Origin of the sequence: Flavobacterium sp. IB48 (assembly GCF_016405855.1) — a bacterium.
GTDB lineage: Bacteria > Bacteroidota > Bacteroidia > Flavobacteriales > Flavobacteriaceae > Flavobacterium > Flavobacterium ginsengisoli.
Genome location: NZ_JAEFCA010000001.1, coordinates 1,432,834 through 1,455,469, shown reverse-complemented (window position 1 = coordinate 1,455,469; position 22,636 = coordinate 1,432,834). Strand labels below are relative to the sequence as shown.

Here is a 22,636-nt window from a genome sequence, read left to right as displayed (position 1 = left end):
AAATGGCTAAAAAATTTCGATTAAAGCAAATATAATCGTTATTTTGTGCAATCAAATTGAAAAACCATTATGTTGAAAAACACTCTAAAATACATTGCATTTATAATTTTAATCTCAATGATAAGCTGTGCCAAACGAGGCAGCATTACCGGCGGTTTAAAAGATACATTGCCACCTGTTTTAATATCGAGCATTCCTAAAAATTTTTCAACCGATTTTAAAGGAAATACTATCACTTTAAATTTTGACGAATATGTCAAACTTAAAAACACAAACAAACAGCTAATTATTTCTCCTCCTTTAAAAAATGAGCCGTTAATCACTCCTACGAATGTTAGCAAGTTTATAAAGATTCAAATTCGAGATACTTTACAGCCAAACACGACTTATAGTTTTAATTTCGGACAAGCAATTACGGATAATAATGAAGGGAATCCTTTAAATCAGTTTAAATATGTTTTCTCTACTGGACCTTATATTGATTCCTTAAAACTGAGCGGAAGAATTAAAGATTCTTACGGAAAATATGTCGACAATTTCGTTTCTGTAATGCTATACGAAGTAAATGACAAATTCAAAGATTCTACTATTTACAAAGAATTTCCTCGTTACATAACTAACACTCTGGACAGTATGCGAACTTTTCAGTTTGAAAATTTAAAAGAAGGAAAATATCTTTTAGTAGCATTAAAAGACAAAGGATCGAACAACAAATTTAATCCGAAAGATGATAAAATCGGATTTTTGAAAAATTACATTACCATTCCGACAGATTCTGTTTATGATTTAGAATTGTTTAAAGAAACATTGCCTCTAAAAGTTTTCAAACCTATTCAGGCTTCAGGAAATCGCCTATATCTTCCTTATGAAGGAAAACAGAATTTCAAGAATTCGAAACCGAAAGTTGTTCTTAAAAACGGCAATGAGGTTCTCGAAACTATTATAACGCAATTCCCTAAAAAAGACTCGCTTCAAGTTTGGTACAAACCTATAAAAGTAGATTCTTTATCGATGGAAGTTGAAAAAGGAAGTTATAATAAAAAGTTTTCTTTCAAGATTAAAGCTTTGAAAAAAGATACTTTAAATATTAAAGCGCTACAAAATGGGCAGATTAATTTTAGAGAACGTTTTACTTTAGAAACCGAAACGCCACTGGTAAAATTTGACAAATCTAAAATTAAATTAATAAACAAAGACTCTATTGCTGTTCCTTATACAACAGAATATGATGAATTTGATCAGAAGCTTTACATTGATTTCAAAAAAGAGCCTTTAGACAAATATAGTTTCACTTTCTTGCCAGGTGCTTTGACCGATTTCTATGAAAAATCAAACGATACTTTGTCTTACAAACTAAGCACAAAAGAATATGCCGATTACGGAAATATTATTTTGACTCTTAAAAACGTAAAACGCTTTCCTATAATTGTCGAATTGACCAATAAAAAAGGAGACGTTGTTTTGGCAGAAGGGTATTCTGAAGGTGCAACTACATTAGAATTCAATCTACTGCAACCAGATGTATTTACTGTTCGCGTTATTTACGATGACAACAAAAACAAGCAATATGATACAGGTAGTTTCTTAGAAAAGAAATATGCCGAAGAAGTATTTTACAATCAGGAGGAATTTGATGTCCGTGCCAATTGGGATCGGAACGAAACAATTGACCTGAGCATTCCTTTTAATCCAGCAGTCGAGAAAAAAGAAGACGATAAAAAGAAAAAAGAAGCAGAAAAGAAACGGAAAGCTTTCTAGAGTTTAATTTCAAACTGATCTTTATCGCTTAAAAAGTCTAATTTTTTACGCGTTTCATACATGGTGTTTTTGTCTAATTCAATGACAAAAACACCATTTTTTTCTTGTGGCTCTAAAACATAATTCCCTAAGAAATCTATCGCCTGCGAATGTCCAATATGTTCATAATCGTGAGCATCATTACCAATTCTATTTACTCCAACTACATACGAAAGATTTTCTATCGCGCGAGCTTTTAGTAAAACATCCCAAGCATTGGTGCGTACTTTTGGCCAATTGGCAACATATAAAATGAGATCGTAATTTTCTACATTTCGTGCAAAAACAGGAAATCTCAAATCATAACAAATCTGAAGGCATATTTTCCAGCCCAGATAATCGACAATAACTTTTTGATTTCCGCACGTATAAACCTTGTCTTCGCCTGCGAGTGAAAACGAATGTCGCTTATCGTAATATTGAAATTCGCCTGACGGAAAAACAAAAATCATACGATTGTAATATTTTTCATTTTCTGTAATGACAACACTTCCTGCAACAGCTGCATTTTTTTGTTTTGCTTTCAATTTCATCCATTCAATCGTGTCTCCCTGCATCGTTTCCGCAACTTCAGAAGCATTCATTGTAAATCCGGTCGAAAACATTTCAGGAAGCACAATTAGATTTACCTCCGATTGAATTTCATTGATTTTTGAATCAAAGTTTTCTCGGTTTTTACTGGCATTCTGCCAAAAAAGATCGGTTTGGATTAAAGCAATTTTCATTTTTAAATAATATGAAAGTCAAAAAACGATTTGAAATTAGATTACAACCAAACTCGGAACAGCGCTTTTATAGGCCACTAATTTGCCACTTGTTGGCTCTTCTTCTGTAATAACATAATTTACCTCAGACAAACTTGCAATTTTCATTTTAAGAACCGTATTTAGCTTTTCAGTAATGGTTAAAACTGCTGTTTTTTTAGAAGCTTGAATCATTGCCTTTTTTACCTGAACCGTTTCCCAGTCAGAATCAGAATAACCTCCGTCTACATCTAAAGCATTAGTTCCTAAAACCAATAAATCGGCTTTTATATTGGCTAATTGATGAAAAGCTTCTCCACTTACACACATTTGACTGTAAGAAGAAATACTGCCGCCAATCATGATTGTTTTTATATTGGGTTTATCTAAAAGCTGAACTGCTGTTAAGGCTGTAATAGTAAAAACAGTCAAATTAAGATCGTTTGGTATTAATCGGATGAATTCGCGAATCGTGGTTCCTCCATCAACAATTAAAACCATTCCGTCATGAAGAAGTCCAACCGCTTTTTGCGCAATAACTTGTTTAGCTTCTACTGCATAAGTTTGATTGGAAGAAGAATAGTGATATCCTTTGGTCATCGCACCACCTTTTACCTTAATTAAAAGCGAATCGGCATCAAGCTCATTAATATCACGGCGAACAGTATCTTCAGAAACTCCAAGTTTTGCCGAAAGAGTTTCAAAACTCACACGTGTATGCAAGTTAATCTCTTTTAAAATATGATTTTTACGTTCTTCCTTACTGTAATTTAAAACTTCATTTTCAGTGCTCATGACATTTAATTTTTTCTACTTACAAAAGTAAGAATTTAAATGTAGCCTACGAAGTCGTTAAACCTTAAAAAAGGACTTCACAAGGTCATAGTATTTGTTTAAATAACAAATTAAAAACAAAATAACAACACAGCTTCATAATCTAAACCAACAAAAAAACGCATCCAAATTAATGAATGCGTTTTTTCAAATATACTAAATTGTATTCTTTATCCTTTTAAACTTGCTGCTAAATACTCACGGTTCATACGTGCAATATTTTCAAGCGAGATTCCTTTTGGACATTCGATTTCACAAGCTCCTGTATTTGTACAGTTACCGAAACCTTCTAAATCCATTTGGTGAACCATGTGTAAAACACGATCTGTTGCTTCAACTTTACCTTGCGGCAATAATGCATATTGAGAAACTTTTGCAGAAACGAATAACATTGCTGAAGAGTTTTTACAAGTTGCAACACAAGCTCCACAACCAATACAAGCAGCAGCATCAAATGATTTATCTGCATCGTCTTTTGGAACTGGAATAGTATTCGCGTCGATTGTATTTCCTGAAGTATTTACAGAGATAAATCCTCCTGCGTGTTGAATTCTGTCAAAAGAACTTCTATCAACCACTAAATCTTTAATTACTGGGAAAGCTTTTGCTCTAAATGGCTCGATAAAAATTGTATCGCCATCTTTAAACATACGCATGTGTAACTGACAAGTTGTAACTCCTCTATCTGGTCCGTGCGCTTCACCGTTGATGAATAAAGAACACATTCCGCAGATTCCCTCACGACAATCATGGTCAAATGCTACAGGCTCATCTCCTTTGTTGATTAGATCTTCGTTAAGAACATCTAGCATTTCAAGGAAAGACATGTCTGGTTCGATTCCATCGATAGGATATTCTACAATCCCTCCTTTATCTTGAGCGTTTTTTTGACGCCATATTTTTAATGTAAGTTTCATACCTTTTTCGTTTGAAAGTCATAAAGTCGAAAGTCGCAAGTCGCTCGGCACATTTTGCCTTTTGACTTTAAGACTTTGGGCTTTCGACCAAATTCTTATTTATAACTTCTTTGAACTAATTTAATGTTTTCGTAATTAAGAGGTTCTTTGTGCAATACTGCATCACTTGGTTTTCCTTTGTATTCCCAAGCTGCAACGTATGCAAAGTTTTCGTCGTCACGAAGTGCTTCTCCTTCTTCTGTCTGGTATTCTTCACGGAAGTGACCTCCACAAGATTCGTTACGGTGTAAAGCATCTTTCGCGAACAATTCTCCTAATTCTAAGAAATCGGCAACACGAGTTGCTTTTTCTAATTCCTGATTAAATTCGTTAGCGTTTCCAGGAACTTTTACATCTTTGTAAAATTCTTCACGTAAAGCAGCAATTTCTTCGATAGCTTCAGTTAAACCTTTAGCATTACGAGCCATACCTACTTTATTCCACATAATTTTTCCAAGTTTTTTATGGAAATAATCTACAGAATGTTTACCGTTGTTATTGATGAATTTCTCGATTTGATCTTTTACAGCTTTTTCAGCTTCAACGAATTCTGGCAAGTCTGTAGAAATTTCACCCATTTTAATATCTGGAGCTAAATAATCTCCGATAGTGTATGGCAATACGAAATATCCATCTGCTAAACCTTGCATCAAAGCAGAAGCTCCAAGTCTGTTTGCTCCGTGATCAGAGAAGTTAGACTCTCCAATTGAGAAACATCCAGGAATTGTCGTCATTAAGTTATAATCTACCCAAGTTCCCCCCATTGTGTAGTGAACCGCTGGGTAAATCATCATTGGTGTTGTGTAAGGATCTTCATCGACGATTTTGTAATACATTTGGAATAAGTTTCCGTATTTACTTTTCACGATTGCAGCTCCTAATTTAGTTACAAGAGCAGCATCTTTATCATCTAAACCTTTTACATAAGCATCTTCAGTTCCGTAACGTTTGATAGCCGCTGCGAAATCTAAGTAAACTGCTTCTCCAGTTTTGTTAACTCCAAAACCAGCGTCACATCTTTCTTTAGCTGCACGAGACGCAACGTCACGAGGTACTAAGTTACCAAATGCAGGGTATCTTCTTTCTAAGAAATAATCTCTTTGATCTTCAGATAAATCAGTTGCTTTTTTCTTTCCTTCACGGATAGCTTTTGCATCTTCAAGATTTTTTGGAACCCAAATACGACCATCATTACGTAAAGACTCAGACATCAAAGTCAGTTTTGACTGGTGGTCTCCTGAAACCGGAATACATGTTGGGTGAATTTGCGTGTAACAAGGATTTGCGAAAAACGCTCCTTTTTTATGAATTTTCCAAGCTGCTGTTGCGTTACTTCCCATAGCATTTGTCGAAAGGAAAAATACGTTTCCGTATCCTCCAGAACCAATTACTACCGCGTGAGCAGAATGTCTTTCTATTTCTCCAGTGATTAAGTTACGAGCAATAATACCTCTCGCTTTTCCGTTCACGATTACAATGTCAAGCATTTCGTGACGGTTGTACATTTTAATTTTTCCACGACCAATTTGACGGTTCATTGCAGAATAAGCTCCTAACAATAATTGCTGTCCAGTTTGTCCTTGTGCGTAAAATGTACGAGAAACCAAAGTTCCTCCAAAAGAACGGTTATCTAAAAGTCCGCCGTATTCACGAGCCAATGGCACCCCTTGAGCCACACATTGGTCAATAATATTACCTGAAACTTCAGCCAAACGATAAACGTTTGCCTCACGAGCACGGTAATCACCACCTTTTACAGTATCATAAAACAATCTGTAAATAGAGTCACCGTCTCCTTTATAGTTTTTTGCCGCGTTGATACCTCCTTGTGCTGCAATAGAGTGCGCACGACGCGGAGAATCTTGGAAGCAGAATGCTTTTACGTTATATCCTAACTCAGCCAAAGTAGCCGCAGCCGAACCTCCAGCTAAACCTGTACCAACTACGATAATATCAAGATTACGTTTGTTAGCAGGGTTTACTAAATTAATATGATCTTTATAATTTGTCCATTTGTCCGCAATAGGACCATTTGGAATTTTTGAATCTAATGCCATTATAATTGATATTAATTATTGAAATGATGAAATAAAGCGATAATTACGAAAAGCGCTGGAACTACAACTGCAAACCAGTAACCTACTTTTGATAAAAATCTAGAGTATTTGTTGTGCATCCCTACAGATTGAAGAGAAGATGCAAACCCGTGCCATAAGTGAAATCCTAAAAGGATAAAAGACACACAGTACAATGCTGTACGGATTGGATCGTGAAATTTGTGAACCAACTCACCATAATACCTTGTAGCGTCTGGTGCTGTACCTGCAATATATTTGTAGGTAACTTCAGGAAACCAGAAATCGTAGAAGTGCAATCCTAAGAAAGCTAAAATAACCAATCCAGAAATAATCATATTTCTAGAACTCCAAGAAGCGTTTGCAGCTCCGTTGTATTTAGCATAAGCAATTGGTCTTGCTGCGCTGTTTTGTGCTGTAAGTACAAATCCCATTACGAAGTGGAAAATTACTCCAAATGCCAAAACTGGCTGCATTACATACTGAATCAGCGGATTGTATCCCATAAAGTGAGAAGCTTCATTGAAAACATCTTCACTAAGAATAGAAATAAAATTTAAGGAAACATGCAGCGCTAAAAACGTGATTAAGAATATTCCCGAAAGAGCCATAGCCACTTTCTTTAAGATGGAAGCATTCAACTGTGCAGATTGTGCCATAAGTGTTAAGTAGTTTGTTTTAAAAAATTACACAAAAATAATTCAATTACGAAAGAACTACAACCATTTCGCTGTTATTTATAATGATTTTAAAATAGCACGATTCTACGTATTTTTACGTACAAAAATGAAGCTACTAAAAAATAATTCACTATAGAAACTCTAAAAAACTGTTTTTTAAGCCTTAGGCCGAAAATTGGTTCTTAAGCAGATTACCAAAAATTTATCATATTGTTATTTTATTCAAAGTTTTGATTTATTTTCTTCAAAAGTGTTCTTCTACAGAAATTTTGTCTAAGTAAAAAATTGTCATTCCGCAACATAGTTTTACCTTTAGCGGCTCAAAAAATTAATAATGAAAACAGGAATTGATGCTATCTCTTTTGATGTAGCAAACATACATTTACCCATAAAAACTTTGGCAATCGCCAGAAATATTGAGCCAGAAAAATTAGAAAAAGGTCTTGGATTACTAAAAATGACTTTTCCAGATGTTCACCAAGATACTGTAGTTTTTGGAGCAAACGCCTTAACAAAACTTATCGTTGACAATAAAATAAACCTGAACGAAATAAGCAGAATCTATGTTGGTACCGAAAGTGGTATTGACAGTTCTAAACCAATCGCTTCCTATTTAATTAGTTTAATGGAGCAAAAATTTGGCGAGGATGCTTTGGCTGAATGTGATGTTGTAGATTTCACTTTTGCTTGCATTGGCGGAGTTGATGCGATGCAAAACTGTTTAGATTTCGTAAAATTAAATCCAACTAAAAAAGCAATTGTAGTTACTTCTGATTTTGCAAAATACGATTTAAACTCAGGCGGAGAATACACGCAAGGTGCAGGAGCTGTTGCCATGTTAATTACTGCAAACCCAAAAATCATTGCTTTTGATAATAATTGGGCAACGAGCACAAAAGGTGTTTTCGACTTCTTTAAACCTTACAGAACGATTTCTAAAGAAGAAATTACCAAAAACACAAACAATGATTCGTGGTTTGATAATTTAGAAGCTGAAATTGAAATCCATAAAGACCAGCCTGTTTTTGACGGTCAATATTCAAATCAATGTTACATGGATCGTACGCGCAATGCGTATTTTTCATTCAAAAAATTAAAAAACACGACTGAAACTTTATATAACACTTGGCATAGTATCGTGATGCACTTGCCATATTCTTTTCAAGGAAGAAGAATGTTATCTGAAATCTATGCTTTAGACAGTGCCGAAAAAATTATTGCCGATGATATTGCGCCAGCAGATTATCAGACAAAAATTAAGGAAGTGGCAAAATCTGATGATTACAGAAGTTTTGTAACTGAGAAATTACAATCTGCAGAATTGGCTTCTTCTTTAATAGGAAACCTTTACACAGGTTCAATCTTCATGGGATTATTGTCAACTTTGGCTCATTTCTATGATACTAAAAAAGAAGTTGCTGGAACTAATTTTGGTTTCTTGGCTTATGGAAGCGGATCTAAATCGAAAGTTTTTGAAGGAACAATTCAATCAGAATGGAAATCGGCTTTAGAAAATGTAAAACTTTTCGAAAATTTAGCCGAAAGCGTAGAAATTGATTTCAACACTTACGAAAGCCTTCACAAAAAAGAACAAAAACAAAGCGTAAGAACTCCAAAAAACGAATGGGTTTTAGAAAGAATCGAAAAAGAGATTCCTGTTTTAATTGGAGCGAGATATTATAAATGGGTAGAATAAATTCCAATATTTGAAATCCCAAATTCCAAATAAAAACCGAAGCAAATGCTTCGGTTTTTTGTTTTTATACCTCCAGTTTGTCATTTCGACGAAGGAGAAATCTTCGCGAGAAGCTCCGTACAGAATGTCGCCAATCTTTGTAGAGTTACTTGTGGAGATTTCTCGTTCCTCGAAATGACAAGATTGTGTGCAAAAACCTTTGTCAAAGTTTAAAACTTTGACAAAGGTCACGACAAATAGAAAGCATTCTCCAATTATCACATTGACATATTCTCTAATTAAATAATCAATCCTTTTTATGCTGTTCAGTATAATTTTGATTTCCCTTGATTCGAGTATCTTCTGTATGCATTCCGTTTGCCATTCCTAGCATAAAGGCTGTTATTACAATTATAAATTTTCTTTTTATCCAATGAAGAAGCGGTCGTTTAGATTGCTCCAAACGAGAGTTTTTATTTTGTTTATACATTTTGAAAATGATAAATGATTAGACATTATTGATCATCTATACTTAGAAATAATTTCTTAAGCGCTGTATAAACTTTTATCGAAGTGTTTTGAACTGATTATTTCATTTATAAAAACAGATTGATTTATAAATGAAGTTAGATTTTGATGAAGCAGATTTTGAATTTTTAGCAGTTTCTTAATTTGAAAAGTAAAAACAGTTCCGGTTTTGATAAAATTCAAAACAATTGAAAATCTTATTTCATTCCAGGAAACAGCTTGCCCGAATTTATATAAACGAGAACTTTTAAGCTCTATTTCTTTTTTTAAAACTACAAACGACGACTGATAGTATTCCGCCGATTTAGATTGAGAATATAAAGCACCATCGCCCACAATCACGACAAAAGCCAGAAAGAGTACAATTAGTTCTTTTATATGTTTTTTCAATTAGTTTTATTTTTGAATGGCGGATTCTTTAAACGAAAATACACATTTCAAATAAAGAAACCGAAGTAAATATTTCAACTTTTTTAATTTTCCACTCAGTTGTCATTTCGAGGAACGAGAAATCTCCGCGCTCCGTACAGAATGTCTCCAATCTTTGTAGAGTCACTAGTGGAGATTTCTCGTTCCTCGAAATGACAAGATTGTGTGCAAAAACCTTTGTCAAAATTCAGTTCAAAACATAGCTATTACTAATCCTATGACTTTTCAATTCCTTTTTTATAGAGCAACAACCCCAATCCAAAAACAAAAACGATACAGCTTAAAAACATCCAAACGCCATTTTTCAAAACAAAAAATGAAAATCCAACAGCAACCGAACCCACAATTACCATTAAAGATTTTACGGTTTCTGTTTTTATAAAAGTAAATGCATGCAAAGCCAAACCAAGAAAAAGCAAAGAAGGACCAACAGCCACGAATGGATAAAAAATCAATGGAGAATTACTGATATGTTGACTTAATGCCTCTTTTGCAATTTCGTTATTTCCGTAACTCGACATGATAAAATCGATTGTACAAAGTCCGATATGGGCAATAACACCTAAAATTGTCAGCGCAGAAGCAACTTTATTAATTTTCGTTTTTGGAAACGCGTCATTAAATGATAATAAAAAACAAGCTCCAATTAAATTGAACCAATGCGCAAAATCTACAGATTGGCTTAAACTTGGTAAAAGGCCTGAAAAAAATAAATAACTAACTAAAAAAAGTATTGCTCCGATCATGCAAAAATGTTTTGTTTTCATAATTTATTTTAAAAATTGAAGAAGCAAAACTAAAATGAAACCTTTTCTAAAACCCTAATTTTATTAACTTAGGTATAAAATGTATTGTTTTAGGTACGAAATTTACAATGCCATTAAAACATCTTTATAATTTCTCGAAACCGGAAGTTCTATTTGAGTCAAAATAATTGTATTTGCATTTCTCCAAGATTTAAAATGCAACGGATTTATTAAATGCGAACGATGAATTTGCACTAAAAAATCGAAATCGTCCTGAATTTTTTTGAGCGAGGAACGAATTAGTTTAGAATGGAGTTTATCATTTTCGAGATAAAAAATCTCAACATAATTTTGAGCATTCGAAATACAGACCAAATCGGCTTTGTTGATTTTTAGAATGTCTAATCTGTTTTCTCCTTTAAATAGCAAAACATCATCCGTTATGGGAATTAGTTTAATTAAATATCTTCTTGCGAGAATAATTACTGGAGTTAAAATTAGAACGACTTTTATAAATATTATCGAAAAGAATTCTAAGAAATCATATCCGCCATTTAAAATTGGACTTTTATAAAAAGTAAAAACACCAATTAAGTAGAGTAAATGAAAAAGAAAAATGGCTGTTATTTCTAAACCCACATTCCACTTCCCTATTCTTTCGTAAAAACTTTTTTGAATAAATGCTAAGAGACCATAACACAAAAATGCCATTACACTAAAACCAAAACTGATTAAAAACCAAGCTCTAAAATTTATGGTTCCATCGTCAAAAGGTTTTATAATGAAAGCAAAAACAAAAAGCCATAACCCAATCAGTAAACCGACAATTAGATTGTGTTTTATAGAAATGTTTAGCTGTTTCACTTTTTCGATTTAGTTTTTAAAGTTTCATTTCCATAATAGGCATAAAACGGTTTTTTATTGACGTTTCGAATTCTCCAATTTTTACAAATCCCATTTTGGCATAAAAATCCTCTGCATTTGGTTCTGAGTCCAGCATTATTTTTTCTATTCCAGTTTCTTTAATTCGGTTTAAGAAATCAAGAAGTAAATATTTTCCGAATCCTCTGCCAATATGTTCCGGTAAGATAAATAAATTATCAAGTTCGATTACTTTTTCATCTTTGAAAACATAAGAATAATATCCTATAACAAAACCGTTATCTATCAATTTGAAAACGTTATTTTCTCTAATATAATCTTGAGAAATAGTCAAATTTTTATCCCATTTCTGAATTTGTTCCACAGAATATCCCCAATAGGCTTTTGACTTTTTGGTTATTGAAGTTAGAATTTCGTTGTCGGTTATGTTGGCTTTTCGAATTATCATGGATTTGAAAATATGTGAAATTAAAATCAATTAAAACCTTTACAAAACTTGCCTAAACACAATCTTGTCATTTCGACCGAAGGGAGAAATCTTCGTAAGTAACTCCGTTCCAACAAGCCAATCTTTGTCGAGCTCCTCGCGAAGATTTCTCCCTTCGGTCGAAATGACAAACTAGACTGATAATTTTTTACTTATTTATAAATCGTAAACTTATTATGACTCAAAGTAAAACCCAAATTCTCATAAATCGCCACATTTTCTACTCGCTTTTTATTTGTGGTCACTTCAATGCTTTTTAAATTATTTTCCTCAGCAAAATCTAAAATCTTATTTATCAATAATCTTCCAACTCCTTGACCACGATATTTTTGATGAATAAAAAACTCCTGAATTTCACCAACTAAACCACAATGATGCAAAAGGTTTTGCGTGTGAAAACTAATAAATCCGACACCTTCATTTTCGTTTTCGGCAATCAGATAGACATTTCTAGGATTTGAAATGTTTTCATCGAATATTCTTTCGAAAAATTCAAAATCTAAAATTTCATTTTCGAGTTCGCAGATTGCTTTGTAGACAAAATCCAAGTCTTGTTTTTCTACTTTTCTGATGTTTATTTTTAGACTCATAACTTTAACTCATATCGGTCAATTTGACAATCTTATCATCAGAAAACTGAAAAACTGACCTTCCTTTCATATTCAATTCCTGCCCTGCTTTTAACCCATTTGGAAAATCTATTGCTAGAACTGCATGATAATCGATATCGACAATTGCTGTAATTTCATCTTGTATGAGTGAAGTAATAGTTTGTTTTCTTTCCGAAAAATATTCTTTGGCTTTTTCGGCTTGAATCGCAAATTCTTTAATCCCATTCAAAGTCAAGTTGGTTTCGCCATTTTGGATATTCTCAAAAACAACCGATTCGTCAAAATCGGCAATCATTTTATCAATATCAAATTGATTATACGCTTCAATGTAATTGTGTATTATCTGTTCTTTGTTGGTCATGGTCTAAATTTTTATAAATATTCATTCAACTCAAGTCGTTCAAATTTCTGTTTGTATTTCTGAACATACTTATTCCACTCTTCTTGATTTTTATAAACAGAAAAAGCATATTCAACAGTTTCTTTACTGAAATGATTTGCAAAAATATTGTCCAAATATTCAATTCCAGAATCGATTACTTGTTTTAAAACCTGCAATTTATCAATTCCATTTTGTTTGCAAGCTTTATCAAGCCAAAGTCCTTTTCCTATTTTTACATATTCTACAAGAAAATTTTCTGTTATAAATTGAGGAGGAACATCGTTAATATCTGGTTCATTTCTACCGTTTTTAAAAACCATTAGTATTAATTCTTCCGAATAATATTCTTCTGGAATTAATGTTATTACTGTTCCGCTTTTAGCCGCTAAAAAGCATAATTCTTTTGTACTAAACTCATCCGGAATTTGATTTATCGCAAAACCGTTTTTTATGACTAGCTTTTCACACAATTCTACCGTAATAAACTCCAAAGGCACAAACTGAATTGCATAATGAGATGCATTTACTGCTTCATCACATAATTCTTTGGTTCTATATTGAAGTGGAACCAATTTTAAGCCTCTGTAATTTGATATTGCAAATTGTTTCCAATAATCATAAGTCTTAACAGGAGGATTATTTTGTTTTAAAACCAATTCTCCACGTTTTAAAAACTCTTCCAGTTCTTCAAAAGTTTCAATTAACGGATTATCTAGTAATTTTCGAAGTTTATTTGAGATAATTTCATCTCCCGTTTCTTCGTCATATTCTCGTTCATTTTTTAAATCAATATCATTGGCTCTATCATTATAATAGAACAAACTATTTTTTCTATCAGCAAATCCTGTATTATGATCTGTAACGATAAAAACAGGAGAATCGATTAAACCCGAACAATTAAAATTTCCGTGATTATAATATGTCATCACCACTTCTTTTGCTGTAACATTTCCGTTTATTTCAACATTAGCACCGCCAAGCAAAAGACTTTGACAATTTACGCTTCCGCTAATGAAAATATACGGGCCATAATCGCCTTCGGAATTGATAATTGAACCGCTAACAGATAAATTTCCATTTATAAAAATACCGTCAATTCTTATTTCTTCCATTTCTTTAGTTGGAAGATTTAATAAATTGGCTAGCCATTTTTTCTCTTTATCTTCATAAAGATCTAAATAAAAATTTCCTTCAAAATCGACATCTTCTTCTGAAACCAGAAAAAAATCTTCATCGCTCCAATCCTCATATAAATCGAAGTTTTGATCTTCAATTAAAAAAGGATATTTGGTTTTGATTTCGGCTATTGTTGTTAATTTAAAATTAGAATTCTGCATTTTATTGATATTAATCGAAGTTGATTTTTTGAGCACCAAGATTACATAATTCTAAATTCAAAATCAAACAATAGTCAGAAAAATTGTATTTTTACTCGACAAAAAAGAACTTGCAACTGCAAACTTGTTTTCTGCATAAACCAAAAAAGGTAAAAGAATTTTAAATATCTTTGAATCATGAGCACAGCAATAAAACCAAAACATATCGGTAGAAACATTAGCCGAATTAGAGAACTGAGAGATATGAAGCAGGAGGCGCTTGCGATTGCACTTGGTGTTAGTCAGCAATCTATTTCTAATCTCGAAGGAAGTGAAAACGTTGATGATGAAAAACTAAGCAGAATTGCAGAAGCTTTGGGAGTTACACCTGAAGCAATAAAAAACTTTTCTGAAGATGCTGTTTTTAATATTATTGGGAATACTTATAATGATGATTCATCTTCTATAAAAAACTACAATTGTACTTTTAATCCACTTGATAAACTTCTTGAGACTTTTGAAGAGAATAAAAAACTTTACCAGCAGTTAATTCAAGCTGAAAAAGAGAAAGTGGCTCTTTTGGAGAAGTTGCTTGATAAGAAATAAATTCTAAGAAAGATATATTTATAAAAAAACCGAAGCTTGAATTAAACTTCGGTTTTTTTTTATGTTTTTAAAAACGGATATTTAACGTTTCTTAGAATCTTTAACTACCAAAATTTCCACCATGGTGTTGCCATCTCAAAACTTTTAACTTGAGCAACGATAGGTTTTTCTTCAACTATTGGATTTAAATTTTCTTTGGGAGCTGTAGGAAGCGACACTTCTTCTTTCTTGTTTATTTTTTCAATTAAATTAACTACACTATAATCACTCACATATAGTTCAACTAAAAAGTAAGCCAGTATATTAATTTGATTTTTTGAAAGTGACAGCAAGTTTTTATCTAGGAAATTCAAAATATCACTTTTAAAATTTTCTTTATATCTTCCAATATTCAAAATAAAATCTAATGCCCCCTCTCCATATTCCGTTTTATCATTTAATATAATTTCTTCAAGATATTTAAAGTTCTCGATTTTATAATCTTCCGTAATTAAAGAAGTTATTGCATGTAACATTGTACTTTTTAATTCATCATCATTTTTACTAAAAAGTTGCTCATAAATATAAACATCCGAAACGTCATTTAAATTTTCATTTTCTCTAATTTTAGCCATATGACTAAATGCATCTAGCATTTGCATTCGAAATTTATTGTCTTTTTCACTTCTTAATAACATTACAGAAGACTCATATATCTCTTGATAAAGTCTACTATTTATTTTTTTGCTTCCTAAATACTTCTCATTTTCACTATGTATTCCTTTATTCTGACTATCTTTTTTGACGAGTTTCTCCAAATTTGATTTAGCCTTTTCAAAAACATTAATTTCTTCTTGTGAACGAGTATCAATATGAGAAATTTCAGGAAATATTCCACTAGAAAATTTTAAAGATTCGCATTCAAAATCATTCATTATCCCTTGATAAATTTTAGTTGCATATTCTACTTGCCCAACTTTCTCATAGCTTTCTGCAAATTGCAACATATCTTCGCCTATTTCATATTTTTCAAGTAAGTTTTGAATTGAGTTAGTAACTTGTGCTTTACCGGCAGCAACATTTGCAACTGAATTATTTTCGTTCTTAGTTTTCAAAACATCAATAAAAACCTGTAACTCTTCTCTTATAACAGGATTTACTTTATAAACATCTTCCACTTCAGACAAATAAACTCCATTTTCCATTGTTTTATCTGCCATTAACCGAATAAATCCACACATCTTAAACGCTAATTCAACCAAAACTATGGAATATTCTTTAAGTTGAAATTCATTTATATTTGATTCTTCAAGAACTAAATATATTTTCAAACCTTCTAAAAATTCTTCTTGAAATTTTGCGGCATCAAAGCTTTCACCATCAATTTCAATTTTTTCATTGCCTTCTAAAACTTCTAAAAGAAACTTATGCATTTGAAAGTCTTTCGAATCTTTTAAATATTCTTTTAACTCATCAAATTTATTTTCTCTAATTAACTCTATCATTACTCTTTTTTTTTTGATAAGCCAATATACAAAATACAACAATTGAAAAAATAACCTACAAAACATAAATCATTAACAAAGTCAAGATTTACATAGTTTTATTTATAATTCTTCCTTTATTAGAATTAAAAGATTGTAAAAAATTTCGTGCCTTAGCGCCTTCGTAGCAAAAACAATAAATAAGAAAACTTTAATAAATCTGCTATACGCCACTAAATCAAAAATTAGTAATTTTGAAAATCGAAGTTCAAAAATGAAATAATTATGAAATATCATCAAATAAACAGTGGTCTTTTTGTAAAAAACCGCAAAAAGTTCATGGCAGAAATGAAACCTAATTCTGTTGCCGTGTTCAATTCAAATGACATTTACCCAGTTAGTGCCGATAGTACTTTACCTTTTGCTCAACACAGAGATATTTTTTATCTAAGTGGTGTTGACCAAGAAGAAAGTGTATTGCTTTTGTTTCCAGATGCGCCTTATGAGCACCAAAGAGAAATGCTTTTCTTGAGAGAAACCAACGATCATATCGCAGTTTGGGAAGGCGAAAAATTGACTAAAGAACGTGCTTTTCAGGTTTCTGGAATTAGAACGGTTTATTGGTTACAGGATTTTCATAAAATTTTGAACGAAATGATGACGTATGCCGATACGATGTACATCAATACCAACGAACATTACCGTGCGACTGTTGAAACAGAAACTCGTGAAGCTCGTTTTGTAAAATGGTGGAAAGAGCGTTATCCAGCACACAATGTTGCGAAAAGCAACCCGATTTTACAAAGACTTCGTTCTGTAAAAGAAAGCGAAGAAATCGATTTGATTCAGCACGCTTGTGATATTACAGAAAAAGGTTTCCGCAGATTATTAGGATTCGTGAAACCAAATGTTACAGAATACGAAATCGAAGCTGAATTGGCTCACGAATTCATCAGAAACCGTTCTAAAGGTTTTGCTTATACGCCAATTATTGCTTCTGGAAACAACGCGAATGTTTTGCATTATATAGAAAACAATCAGCAATGTAAAGAAGGAGATTTAATTTTGCTTGATGTTGCTGCAGAATATGCTAATTATTCTAGCGATATGACAAGAACAATTCCAGTTTCTGGACGTTTTACAGATCGTCAGAAAGCAGTTTACAATGCGGTTTTAAAAGTAAAAAATGAAGCTACTAAAATGCTTACTCCAGGAACGCTTTGGAAACAATATCATGTTGAAGTAGGTAAAATCATGACTTCTGAATTGCTTGGTTTAGGATTAATTGACAAAGCCGATGTTCAGAACGAAAATCCAGAATGGCCTGCTTACAAAAAATACTTCATGCATGGAACGTCTCACCACTTAGGACTTGACACGCACGATTACGGATTGCTTCATGAACCAATGAAAGCGAATATGGTTTTCACGGTTGAACCAGGAATTTACATTCCCGCAGAAAAATTCGGAATTCGTTTAGAAGATAACGTTGTGGTTCAGGAAAAAGGAGAACCTTTTAACTTGATGCGCAACATTCCGCTTGAAGCTGACGAGATTGAAACTTTGATGAATGAATAGATAAACAAGAGGCTGTCCAATATTTTCGGACAGCCTTTTTTTATTAAGCCCCAACGGGGCTAACTATTTATAGAAATTCAATCATGCAGATGCAAAAGAGCTCCAGTGGAGCGAAATATAATAGAATGGTCAAAAACATGTGTCGCTCCTCTGGAGCTTTATCGTTCTATAATAAATAGAATTTCTATAAATATCTGGCTTCTCCGAAGCCTAAACAGATTAAAAGCTTAATGATGAATAGACAAAAAGGAAGCCCTTAATAAAAATATTAAGGGCTTTCTTTTATTATATAAATCCGTTAATTATCCGATTTTTGAAATCTGAAGGTCTAATTGAAATTTGCCATCAGCTTCGTTTCCGTTAATTAGTTCGAAAAGTTCTAATGCTCTTCTTGCATTTTTCTCTTCTTCTCTTTGCTCAGCTACATACCACATCATAAAATCTTCTGTAGCATAGTCATTTTCAGCTCTACATTTTGCAATTACTTTATTGATTGCTTGAGTAACTGCAATTTCGTTTTGTAAAGCAATTTCGAATACTTCTCTAAAAGAAGCAAATTCTTGCTGTACTTCTGGAACAGATGGCGTAACTGCAATCCCTCCCATGTCTGTAATATATTTGAAAACTTTTAGAAAATGCTCTCTTTCTTCTTCGGCTTGCTTGTATAAGTAAGATGCTGTATTTGCATAACCGTTTCTATCTAACCATGCAGCCATAGCTAAATATTTATTAGAAGCGTCGCTTTCTATTTTTGCCTGTAAGTTCAATATATTTTCGATTCCTTCAACTAATGAAGTACTTGTTCTTAGTAAATCTTTCATAACCTTTAATTTTTATACGTGTAAAATTACAAAAATTAAAGGAGGCATCTGTAACTGCTTGAAAATTTGGATTTAATCTAAGTAAGAATCTAAATAAGCTCTACATTAACAATATTGCAAAGCATAGAATGCAATGTAAGGGTAAATTTTGTTCCGTTAAGTAAATCTCTCAACTGCACTATTTCGCAGATAGTAAGATTTCTAGAGAAATTTCTTTTGGTAGTTTCAATCAGCTGTGCATCCGACTGATCAGACAAGTCATAAAGCATGTTAAGAATATCAACACTATTAACCTTTCTTTGAAAAATCAAAAAATCTTGAATTTTATAACTTGACACTGTATCAACAAAATTGATGATTATACTGTTGGTCAAATCACATTGATAACTGTATCCTTTTTCGGTTTCAAATAATACTTTGGTGGTCAAATTACTAACTAATGCCATTCTGATAAAATATAATAACGGTGCAAAAATATAGAATTTAAAGCAATTAAACGCATAATTAAGACTAATTTAAAATAACAAAATTACTTAATGTTCTTAAAAACAGCTATAGTACATAAAAAAATGTAACGTTTTAAAGGATCATAAGTCTAATTTTAAAAACAAATAACTAAGAAATCATGCAAGCACACGAAATAGATTATCAGATTTTTGGAGAAGAAATGCAGTATGTTGAAATAGAACTAGACCCACAGGAAATTGTAATTGCCGAAGCTGGAAGTTTTATGATGATGGAAAACAACATTCAAATGGAAACTATATTTGGAGACGGTTCTCAGCAACAAGGATCAGGTTTGTTTGGAAAACTTTTAAATGCAGGCAAAAGAGTACTTACAGGCGAAAGCTTATTTATGACAGCATTTTTAAACCAAGGCAACACCAAAAGCAAAGTTTCTTTTGCATCACCATATCCTGGAAAAATTCTTCCAATTGATTTAACAGAATTTCAAGGCAAATTCATCTGTCAAAAGAGTTCGTTTTTATGCGCTGCCAAAGGCGTTTCTGTTGGGATAGAATTCTCGCAGAAATTAGGACGCGGTTTATTTGGCGGTGAAGGTTTTATCATGCAGAAAATCGAAGGAGACGGAATGGCATTTGTACATTCTGGCGGAACAATGGCTAAAAAAGTTTTGGGTCATGGCGAAGTTCTAAAAGTAGATACAGGTTGTATTATTGGTTTTACCAAAGATGTAGATTATGATATTGAATTTATTGGTGGCATCAAGAATTCTATTTTCGGGGGCGAGGGATTATTTTATGCCACTTTAAAAGGTCCTGGAACTGTTTACATACAATCACTTCCATTCTCAAGATTGGCTGATCGTATTATTGCCTCGGCACCAAGATCAGGCGGAAACAGCCGAGAGGAAGGCAGTCTTCTTGGCGGATTAGGAAATCTTTTGGATGGGGATAATAGATTTTAATTTAGAATGGCTTTCATTTCTGAAAGCCATTTTTTTCTTATTTCAAAACCATAATGTTATAAATAAATTTATAACTATTTTAAAGATTTCCCAATTAAATCAAGACATCACGATATTTTAGTTCAGCTTTCTTAACTTTGTGCTTCAGAACAAAAAAATCTTTCATATTGAAAACTCTTTTATATAAAAACACTAAAATATCATACTCAGATTCTGGAACTGGAAACACAATAGTTTTTCTTCACGGCTTTCTGGAAAACAAAAAAATGTGGAAAGATTATATTGATTTTTTCTCAGAAAAATATCGTGTCATTACAATCGATTTATTAGGTCATGGTGAATCTGAGCCATTAGGTTACGTTCACGAAATGGAAGATAATGCCAATGCAATAAATGAAGTTTTGGAAAATCTGAAAATTGAAAAAGCTACAATTGTTGGACATTCGATGGGTGGTTATGTTGGTTTGGCTTTCGCCGAATTATATCCAAAGAAAATTCAAAAATTAGTTTTGCTAAATTCAACTTCTAGAGAAGATAGCGCCGAGAAAAAATTAAACCGAACAAGAGCCATAAAAGCCGTAAAACAAAATTATATAAGTTTTGTAAGTTTGGCAATTGCCAATTTATTTAGCGAAAATAACAGAACAAGATTAGCCGAACAAATTGAAAAAGTAAAAGAACAAGCGCTTAAAACTCCGTTACAGGGAATTGTCGCTTCTTTGGAAGGAATGAAAATAAGAAAAGACAGAGAATGGCTTTTAAAAGAAAACCGTTTCCCTGTTTTATTGATTCTTGGAAAAAAAGATCCTGTTTTAAATTACAACGAAACCATTTCTCAAATTGAAGACACAACTGCAGAATTAGTTTCTTTTGAAGATGGCCACATGAGCCAGATTGAAAACAAAGAAGAATTGAAAACAGTTTTACAACATTTCTTTGAATAAAAAACCAAACATTAAAATTCAAAAAAGGCCATTTCTAACCTAGGGTTGAAATAGCCTTTTTCTCATTCTTGGGGGCAAAATATCGTTATAACTTTGAAGTAATGTCTTTCTTGTATTTAGATAAAGTCGCTCTTGTTAAACCAAGATTTGCTTTAGTAGAATCTACTGCTAAGTAGATAAAGTATCTTCCATCTTCAGAAACATCAATAATGTGAATCTGATCTGTAAGTGTAATTAAAATATCATTAATTTTTTGATTTAATCCTAAGGCTCTAAGCGCATTTAATTTAGCTTTTACAACTTCTAAATTATATGCCGAAGCCAATTCTGGATCAAAATCAGATTTTACTGTTAGAGAGCAATAAGACATTCCTGTTTCAACTTCTGTAACCGAAACAGCAATAAATCCGTTAATATTTTCTTTTAAATCGTTTTGAAAATTTTGTAAAAAATCTGACATGTGTATTAAAATATTTGGTTTTTAAATTAGTTGTTAAAAATAGAATCCATTTTTCTTAGCAATAATCCCATTTTACTTAAATCTTTAGAAAGCAACGCGATGCAATTATCATCTTGATTTTTGCTTGCTACAACAATTCCGTCGTTATTTTTAATCATAACCTGCTTAAGATCTCCATTGTTAACGTCTTCAGACATTTCAAGACACATCTTTAAAATCATTCCGATCATTGCTGCAACATTCCCGTCATATTCTAAATTAACAGACTCGTTTAAGACGCCATCAATATTAAAACTTAGTCCAGACTCTGCGCCAGTCTCTTCTACTAGTGTTTGTAAATCAATCATATTCTTTTATTTGTCATGTTTTTGGAAGCGCCAAAGATATTTTAATATTAGCAATTGTAAGCTAAACACTTGTTAAAAAAAGATGCAGTATAACGTACTGACGCACTTTTATTTATCACTTAATTAATGTTGTTTTTTTGCAAAAAATCTGCAAAAAATCTTAACATAAAAAGTAAATAATACTAAAAACGTAACATTTTACTTAACAAAACTCATTTCTAAAATTAACATTTGCAGATTGTTGCATTTGACAAAAGTTTTTATATAGCTTTGCAAAAAAATTTTATCAAAATGAAAACTGTTGACGAATTACGCTTTGATTTAAATGTAAAACTGGAGAAGTTTAGAAGATTTCGTATTGAAAACGGACACATTAACAACACGACTTCTGAGGAAAAATCTAAGAAAGGTTTCTTCAAAAAAATATTCAGCTAAAAGCATCAAAAAAAGCCGAATTTGTTTGAAACAAATTCGGCTTTTCCATTGGTTATATGCGACTTAACTGCATTTAAGATTTTGAAAGCAGCTGTATTTCATATTATACTTCGTTTATTTCAAGCGGCAATAACCATATCTTTTCAATAAGAATTTTCTTTAATTTAATTCGTTGGAATTCCATTCCTTTTTAAAGACAAATCAATAAAAAATCGCTCAAAAAACTTACGTTTTAATTGATTAAAAAATTATCCACCTTATCCCCAAAAACACTCTTTCTTTCAAAATACCACTTTCTAGCTTTTTGATTTTAAAGAAATTTAAACATAATAAACAAATATCAACTTCCACTTTTGTTTATCGCCTCATTAAAAAAAGCACACAAAAAGGAACACCACTCAAAATAAACCAA

25 protein-coding genes are annotated in these 22,636 nt (G+C 32.2%); 7 read left to right on the top strand and 18 right to left on the bottom strand.

Annotated elements, in window-relative coordinates; all coding sequences use genetic code 11:
- Positions 1-69: 69 nt before the first annotated feature.
- Positions 70-1,758, top strand: a complete 1,689-nt coding sequence (locus JC605_RS06255) for an Ig-like domain-containing protein (RefSeq protein ID WP_198855365.1) — start codon at positions 70-72, stop codon at positions 1,756-1,758.
- Here JC605_RS06255 and JC605_RS06250 read toward each other — a convergent pair.
- The 5 genes from JC605_RS06250 to JC605_RS06230 form a co-directional block, all read right to left on the bottom strand.
- Complete coding sequence (locus tag JC605_RS06250) at positions 1,755-2,522, bottom strand: amidohydrolase (RefSeq protein ID WP_198855364.1); 768 nt, start codon at positions 2,520-2,522, stop codon at positions 1,755-1,757. The genes JC605_RS06255 and JC605_RS06250 overlap by 4 nt on opposite strands.
- Before the next feature lie 36 nt (positions 2,523-2,558).
- A complete protein-coding gene (locus JC605_RS06245; RefSeq protein ID WP_198855363.1) occupies positions 2,559-3,335 on the bottom strand; it encodes a DeoR/GlpR family DNA-binding transcription regulator in 777 nt (258 codons plus the stop codon).
- 209 nt (positions 3,336-3,544) lie between these two features.
- The gene (locus JC605_RS06240; RefSeq protein ID WP_144217078.1) at positions 3,545-4,291 is read right to left on the bottom strand and encodes a succinate dehydrogenase/fumarate reductase iron-sulfur subunit; all 747 of its coding nucleotides are present in this window, start codon (positions 4,289-4,291) and stop codon (positions 3,545-3,547) included.
- 95 nt (positions 4,292-4,386) lie between these two features.
- Positions 4,387-6,387: a fumarate reductase/succinate dehydrogenase flavoprotein subunit gene (locus tag JC605_RS06235; protein ID WP_198855362.1), complete on the bottom strand. Its 2,001-nt coding sequence runs from the start codon at positions 6,385-6,387 to the stop codon at positions 4,387-4,389.
- Positions 6,388-6,398: 11 nt separating this feature from the next.
- On the bottom strand, positions 6,399-7,064 hold the full coding sequence (locus JC605_RS06230; protein ID WP_198855361.1) for a succinate dehydrogenase cytochrome b subunit: 666 nt from the start codon (positions 7,062-7,064) through the stop codon (positions 6,399-6,401).
- Between the two features lie 355 nt (positions 7,065-7,419).
- Between JC605_RS06230 and JC605_RS06225 the strand changes: the two genes are divergently transcribed.
- Positions 7,420-8,781, top strand: coding sequence for a hydroxymethylglutaryl-CoA synthase family protein (locus tag JC605_RS06225; protein WP_198855360.1), 1,362 nt, complete (start codon positions 7,420-7,422; stop codon positions 8,779-8,781).
- A gap of 286 nt (positions 8,782-9,067) precedes the next feature.
- On the opposite strand, the gene JC605_RS06220 is transcribed toward JC605_RS06225, so the two are convergent.
- The 8 genes from JC605_RS06220 to JC605_RS06185 all read right to left on the bottom strand — a co-directional run bounded on the left by JC605_RS06220 (position 9,068) and on the right by JC605_RS06185 (position 14,162).
- Complete coding sequence (locus JC605_RS06220; protein WP_198855359.1) at positions 9,068-9,250, bottom strand: hypothetical protein; 183 nt, start codon at positions 9,248-9,250, stop codon at positions 9,068-9,070.
- 56 nt (positions 9,251-9,306) lie between these two features.
- The gene (locus JC605_RS06215; RefSeq protein ID WP_198855358.1) at positions 9,307-9,678 is read right to left on the bottom strand and encodes a hypothetical protein; all 372 of its coding nucleotides are present in this window, start codon (positions 9,676-9,678) and stop codon (positions 9,307-9,309) included.
- A 254-nt stretch (positions 9,679-9,932) separates the two neighbouring features.
- Positions 9,933-10,484, bottom strand: a complete 552-nt coding sequence (locus JC605_RS06210) for a hypothetical protein (RefSeq protein WP_198855357.1) — start codon at positions 10,482-10,484, stop codon at positions 9,933-9,935.
- Positions 10,485-10,586: 102 nt separating this feature from the next.
- Positions 10,587-11,327 (bottom strand): LytTR family DNA-binding domain-containing protein, encoded by a 741-nt coding sequence (locus tag JC605_RS06205; protein WP_198855356.1) that lies wholly within the window; start codon positions 11,325-11,327, stop codon positions 10,587-10,589.
- A 16-nt stretch (positions 11,328-11,343) separates the two neighbouring features.
- On the bottom strand, positions 11,344-11,793 hold the full coding sequence (locus JC605_RS06200; RefSeq protein ID WP_198855355.1) for a GNAT family N-acetyltransferase: 450 nt from the start codon (positions 11,791-11,793) through the stop codon (positions 11,344-11,346).
- Between the two features lie 191 nt (positions 11,794-11,984).
- On the bottom strand, positions 11,985-12,422 hold the full coding sequence (locus JC605_RS06195; RefSeq protein WP_198855354.1) for a GNAT family N-acetyltransferase: 438 nt from the start codon (positions 12,420-12,422) through the stop codon (positions 11,985-11,987).
- A gap of 4 nt (positions 12,423-12,426) precedes the next feature.
- Positions 12,427-12,804, bottom strand: a complete 378-nt coding sequence (locus tag JC605_RS06190) for a nuclear transport factor 2 family protein (RefSeq protein ID WP_198855353.1) — start codon at positions 12,802-12,804, stop codon at positions 12,427-12,429.
- An 11-nt stretch (positions 12,805-12,815) separates the two neighbouring features.
- Complete coding sequence (locus tag JC605_RS06185; RefSeq protein ID WP_198855352.1) at positions 12,816-14,162, bottom strand: polymer-forming cytoskeletal protein; 1,347 nt, start codon at positions 14,160-14,162, stop codon at positions 12,816-12,818.
- Between the two features lie 177 nt (positions 14,163-14,339).
- Here JC605_RS06185 and JC605_RS06180 point away from each other — a divergent pair, with 177 nt between their 5' ends.
- Positions 14,340-14,747 (top strand): helix-turn-helix domain-containing protein, encoded by a 408-nt coding sequence (locus tag JC605_RS06180; protein ID WP_198855351.1) that lies wholly within the window; start codon positions 14,340-14,342, stop codon positions 14,745-14,747.
- Positions 14,748-14,851: 104 nt separating this feature from the next.
- Here JC605_RS06180 and JC605_RS06175 read toward each other — a convergent pair whose 3' ends face one another.
- Positions 14,852-16,231: a hypothetical protein gene (locus JC605_RS06175; protein ID WP_198855350.1), complete on the bottom strand. Its 1,380-nt coding sequence runs from the start codon at positions 16,229-16,231 to the stop codon at positions 14,852-14,854.
- A gap of 264 nt (positions 16,232-16,495) precedes the next feature.
- Here JC605_RS06175 and JC605_RS06170 point away from each other — a divergent pair, with 264 nt between their 5' ends.
- A complete protein-coding gene (locus JC605_RS06170; protein WP_198855349.1) occupies positions 16,496-17,788 on the top strand; it encodes an aminopeptidase P family protein in 1,293 nt (430 codons plus the stop codon).
- Between the two features lie 302 nt (positions 17,789-18,090).
- Here JC605_RS06170 and JC605_RS06165 read toward each other — a convergent pair whose 3' ends face one another.
- Together JC605_RS06165 and JC605_RS06160 are read right to left on the bottom strand one after the other, a co-directional pair.
- Positions 18,091-18,609: a ferritin gene (locus JC605_RS06165; protein WP_198855348.1), complete on the bottom strand. Its 519-nt coding sequence runs from the start codon at positions 18,607-18,609 to the stop codon at positions 18,091-18,093.
- 89 nt (positions 18,610-18,698) lie between these two features.
- Positions 18,699-19,055, bottom strand: coding sequence for a hypothetical protein (locus JC605_RS06160; RefSeq protein WP_198855347.1), 357 nt, complete (start codon positions 19,053-19,055; stop codon positions 18,699-18,701).
- A 179-nt stretch (positions 19,056-19,234) separates the two neighbouring features.
- Here JC605_RS06160 and JC605_RS06155 point away from each other — a divergent pair, with 179 nt between their 5' ends.
- Together JC605_RS06155 and JC605_RS06150 are read left to right on the top strand one after the other, a co-directional pair.
- A complete protein-coding gene (locus JC605_RS06155; RefSeq protein ID WP_026728296.1) occupies positions 19,235-20,038 on the top strand; it encodes a TIGR00266 family protein in 804 nt (267 codons plus the stop codon).
- Between the two features lie 167 nt (positions 20,039-20,205).
- Positions 20,206-20,982 carry an alpha/beta fold hydrolase gene (locus JC605_RS06150; protein WP_198855346.1) on the top strand — a complete coding sequence of 259 codons (777 nt, stop codon included), beginning with the start codon at positions 20,206-20,208 and terminating at the stop codon, positions 20,980-20,982.
- A gap of 85 nt (positions 20,983-21,067) precedes the next feature.
- On the opposite strand, the gene JC605_RS06145 is transcribed toward JC605_RS06150, so the two are convergent.
- Positions 21,068-21,442, bottom strand: coding sequence for a hypothetical protein (locus tag JC605_RS06145; RefSeq protein ID WP_198855345.1), 375 nt, complete (start codon positions 21,440-21,442; stop codon positions 21,068-21,070).
- Between the two features lie 26 nt (positions 21,443-21,468).
- Positions 21,469-21,789 (bottom strand): hypothetical protein, encoded by a 321-nt coding sequence (locus JC605_RS06140; RefSeq protein WP_198855344.1) that lies wholly within the window; start codon positions 21,787-21,789, stop codon positions 21,469-21,471.
- A 291-nt stretch (positions 21,790-22,080) separates the two neighbouring features.
- On the opposite strand from JC605_RS06140, the gene JC605_RS06135 reads away from it, so the two are divergent.
- On the top strand, positions 22,081-22,224 hold the full coding sequence (locus JC605_RS06135; RefSeq protein ID WP_198855343.1) for a hypothetical protein: 144 nt from the start codon (positions 22,081-22,083) through the stop codon (positions 22,222-22,224).
- Positions 22,225-22,636 lie beyond the last annotated feature (412 nt).

Bases quoted from the DNA above. Each gene is read 5' to 3' on its own strand.
- JC605_RS06255 (WP_198855365.1), top strand. From the start codon at position 70: ATGTTGAAAAACACTCTAAAATACATTGCATTTATAATTTTAATCTCA.
- JC605_RS06250 (WP_198855364.1), bottom strand. From the start codon at position 2,522: ATGAAAATTGCTTTAATCCAAACCGATCTTTTTTGGCAGAATGCCAGT.
- JC605_RS06245 (WP_198855363.1), bottom strand. From the start codon at position 3,335: ATGAGCACTGAAAATGAAGTTTTAAATTACAGTAAGGAAGAACGTAAA.
- JC605_RS06240 (WP_144217078.1), bottom strand. From the start codon at position 4,291: ATGAAACTTACATTAAAAATATGGCGTCAAAAAAACGCTCAAGATAAA.
- JC605_RS06235 (WP_198855362.1), bottom strand. From the start codon at position 6,387: ATGGCATTAGATTCAAAAATTCCAAATGGTCCTATTGCGGACAAATGG.
- JC605_RS06230 (WP_198855361.1), bottom strand. From the start codon at position 7,064: ATGGCACAATCTGCACAGTTGAATGCTTCCATCTTAAAGAAAGTGGCT.
- JC605_RS06225 (WP_198855360.1), top strand. From the start codon at position 7,420: ATGAAAACAGGAATTGATGCTATCTCTTTTGATGTAGCAAACATACAT.
- JC605_RS06220 (WP_198855359.1), bottom strand. From the start codon at position 9,250: ATGTATAAACAAAATAAAAACTCTCGTTTGGAGCAATCTAAACGACCG.
- JC605_RS06210 (WP_198855357.1), bottom strand. From the start codon at position 10,484: ATGAAAACAAAACATTTTTGCATGATCGGAGCAATACTTTTTTTAGTT.
- JC605_RS06200 (WP_198855355.1), bottom strand. From the start codon at position 11,793: ATGATAATTCGAAAAGCCAACATAACCGACAACGAAATTCTAACTTCA.
- JC605_RS06195 (WP_198855354.1), bottom strand. From the start codon at position 12,422: ATGAGTCTAAAAATAAACATCAGAAAAGTAGAAAAACAAGACTTGGAT.
- JC605_RS06190 (WP_198855353.1), bottom strand. From the start codon at position 12,804: ATGACCAACAAAGAACAGATAATACACAATTACATTGAAGCGTATAAT.
- JC605_RS06185 (WP_198855352.1), bottom strand. From the start codon at position 14,162: ATGCAGAATTCTAATTTTAAATTAACAACAATAGCCGAAATCAAAACC.
- JC605_RS06180 (WP_198855351.1), top strand. From the start codon at position 14,340: ATGAGCACAGCAATAAAACCAAAACATATCGGTAGAAACATTAGCCGA.
- JC605_RS06175 (WP_198855350.1), bottom strand. From the start codon at position 16,231: ATGATAGAGTTAATTAGAGAAAATAAATTTGATGAGTTAAAAGAATAT.
- JC605_RS06170 (WP_198855349.1), top strand. From the start codon at position 16,496: ATGAAATATCATCAAATAAACAGTGGTCTTTTTGTAAAAAACCGCAAA.
- JC605_RS06165 (WP_198855348.1), bottom strand. From the start codon at position 18,609: ATGAAAGATTTACTAAGAACAAGTACTTCATTAGTTGAAGGAATCGAA.
- JC605_RS06160 (WP_198855347.1), bottom strand. From the start codon at position 19,055: ATGGCATTAGTTAGTAATTTGACCACCAAAGTATTATTTGAAACCGAA.
- JC605_RS06155 (WP_026728296.1), top strand. From the start codon at position 19,235: ATGCAAGCACACGAAATAGATTATCAGATTTTTGGAGAAGAAATGCAG.
- JC605_RS06145 (WP_198855345.1), bottom strand. From the start codon at position 21,442: ATGTCAGATTTTTTACAAAATTTTCAAAACGATTTAAAAGAAAATATT.
- JC605_RS06140 (WP_198855344.1), bottom strand. From the start codon at position 21,789: ATGATTGATTTACAAACACTAGTAGAAGAGACTGGCGCAGAGTCTGGA.
- JC605_RS06135 (WP_198855343.1), top strand. From the start codon at position 22,081: ATGAAAACTGTTGACGAATTACGCTTTGATTTAAATGTAAAACTGGAG.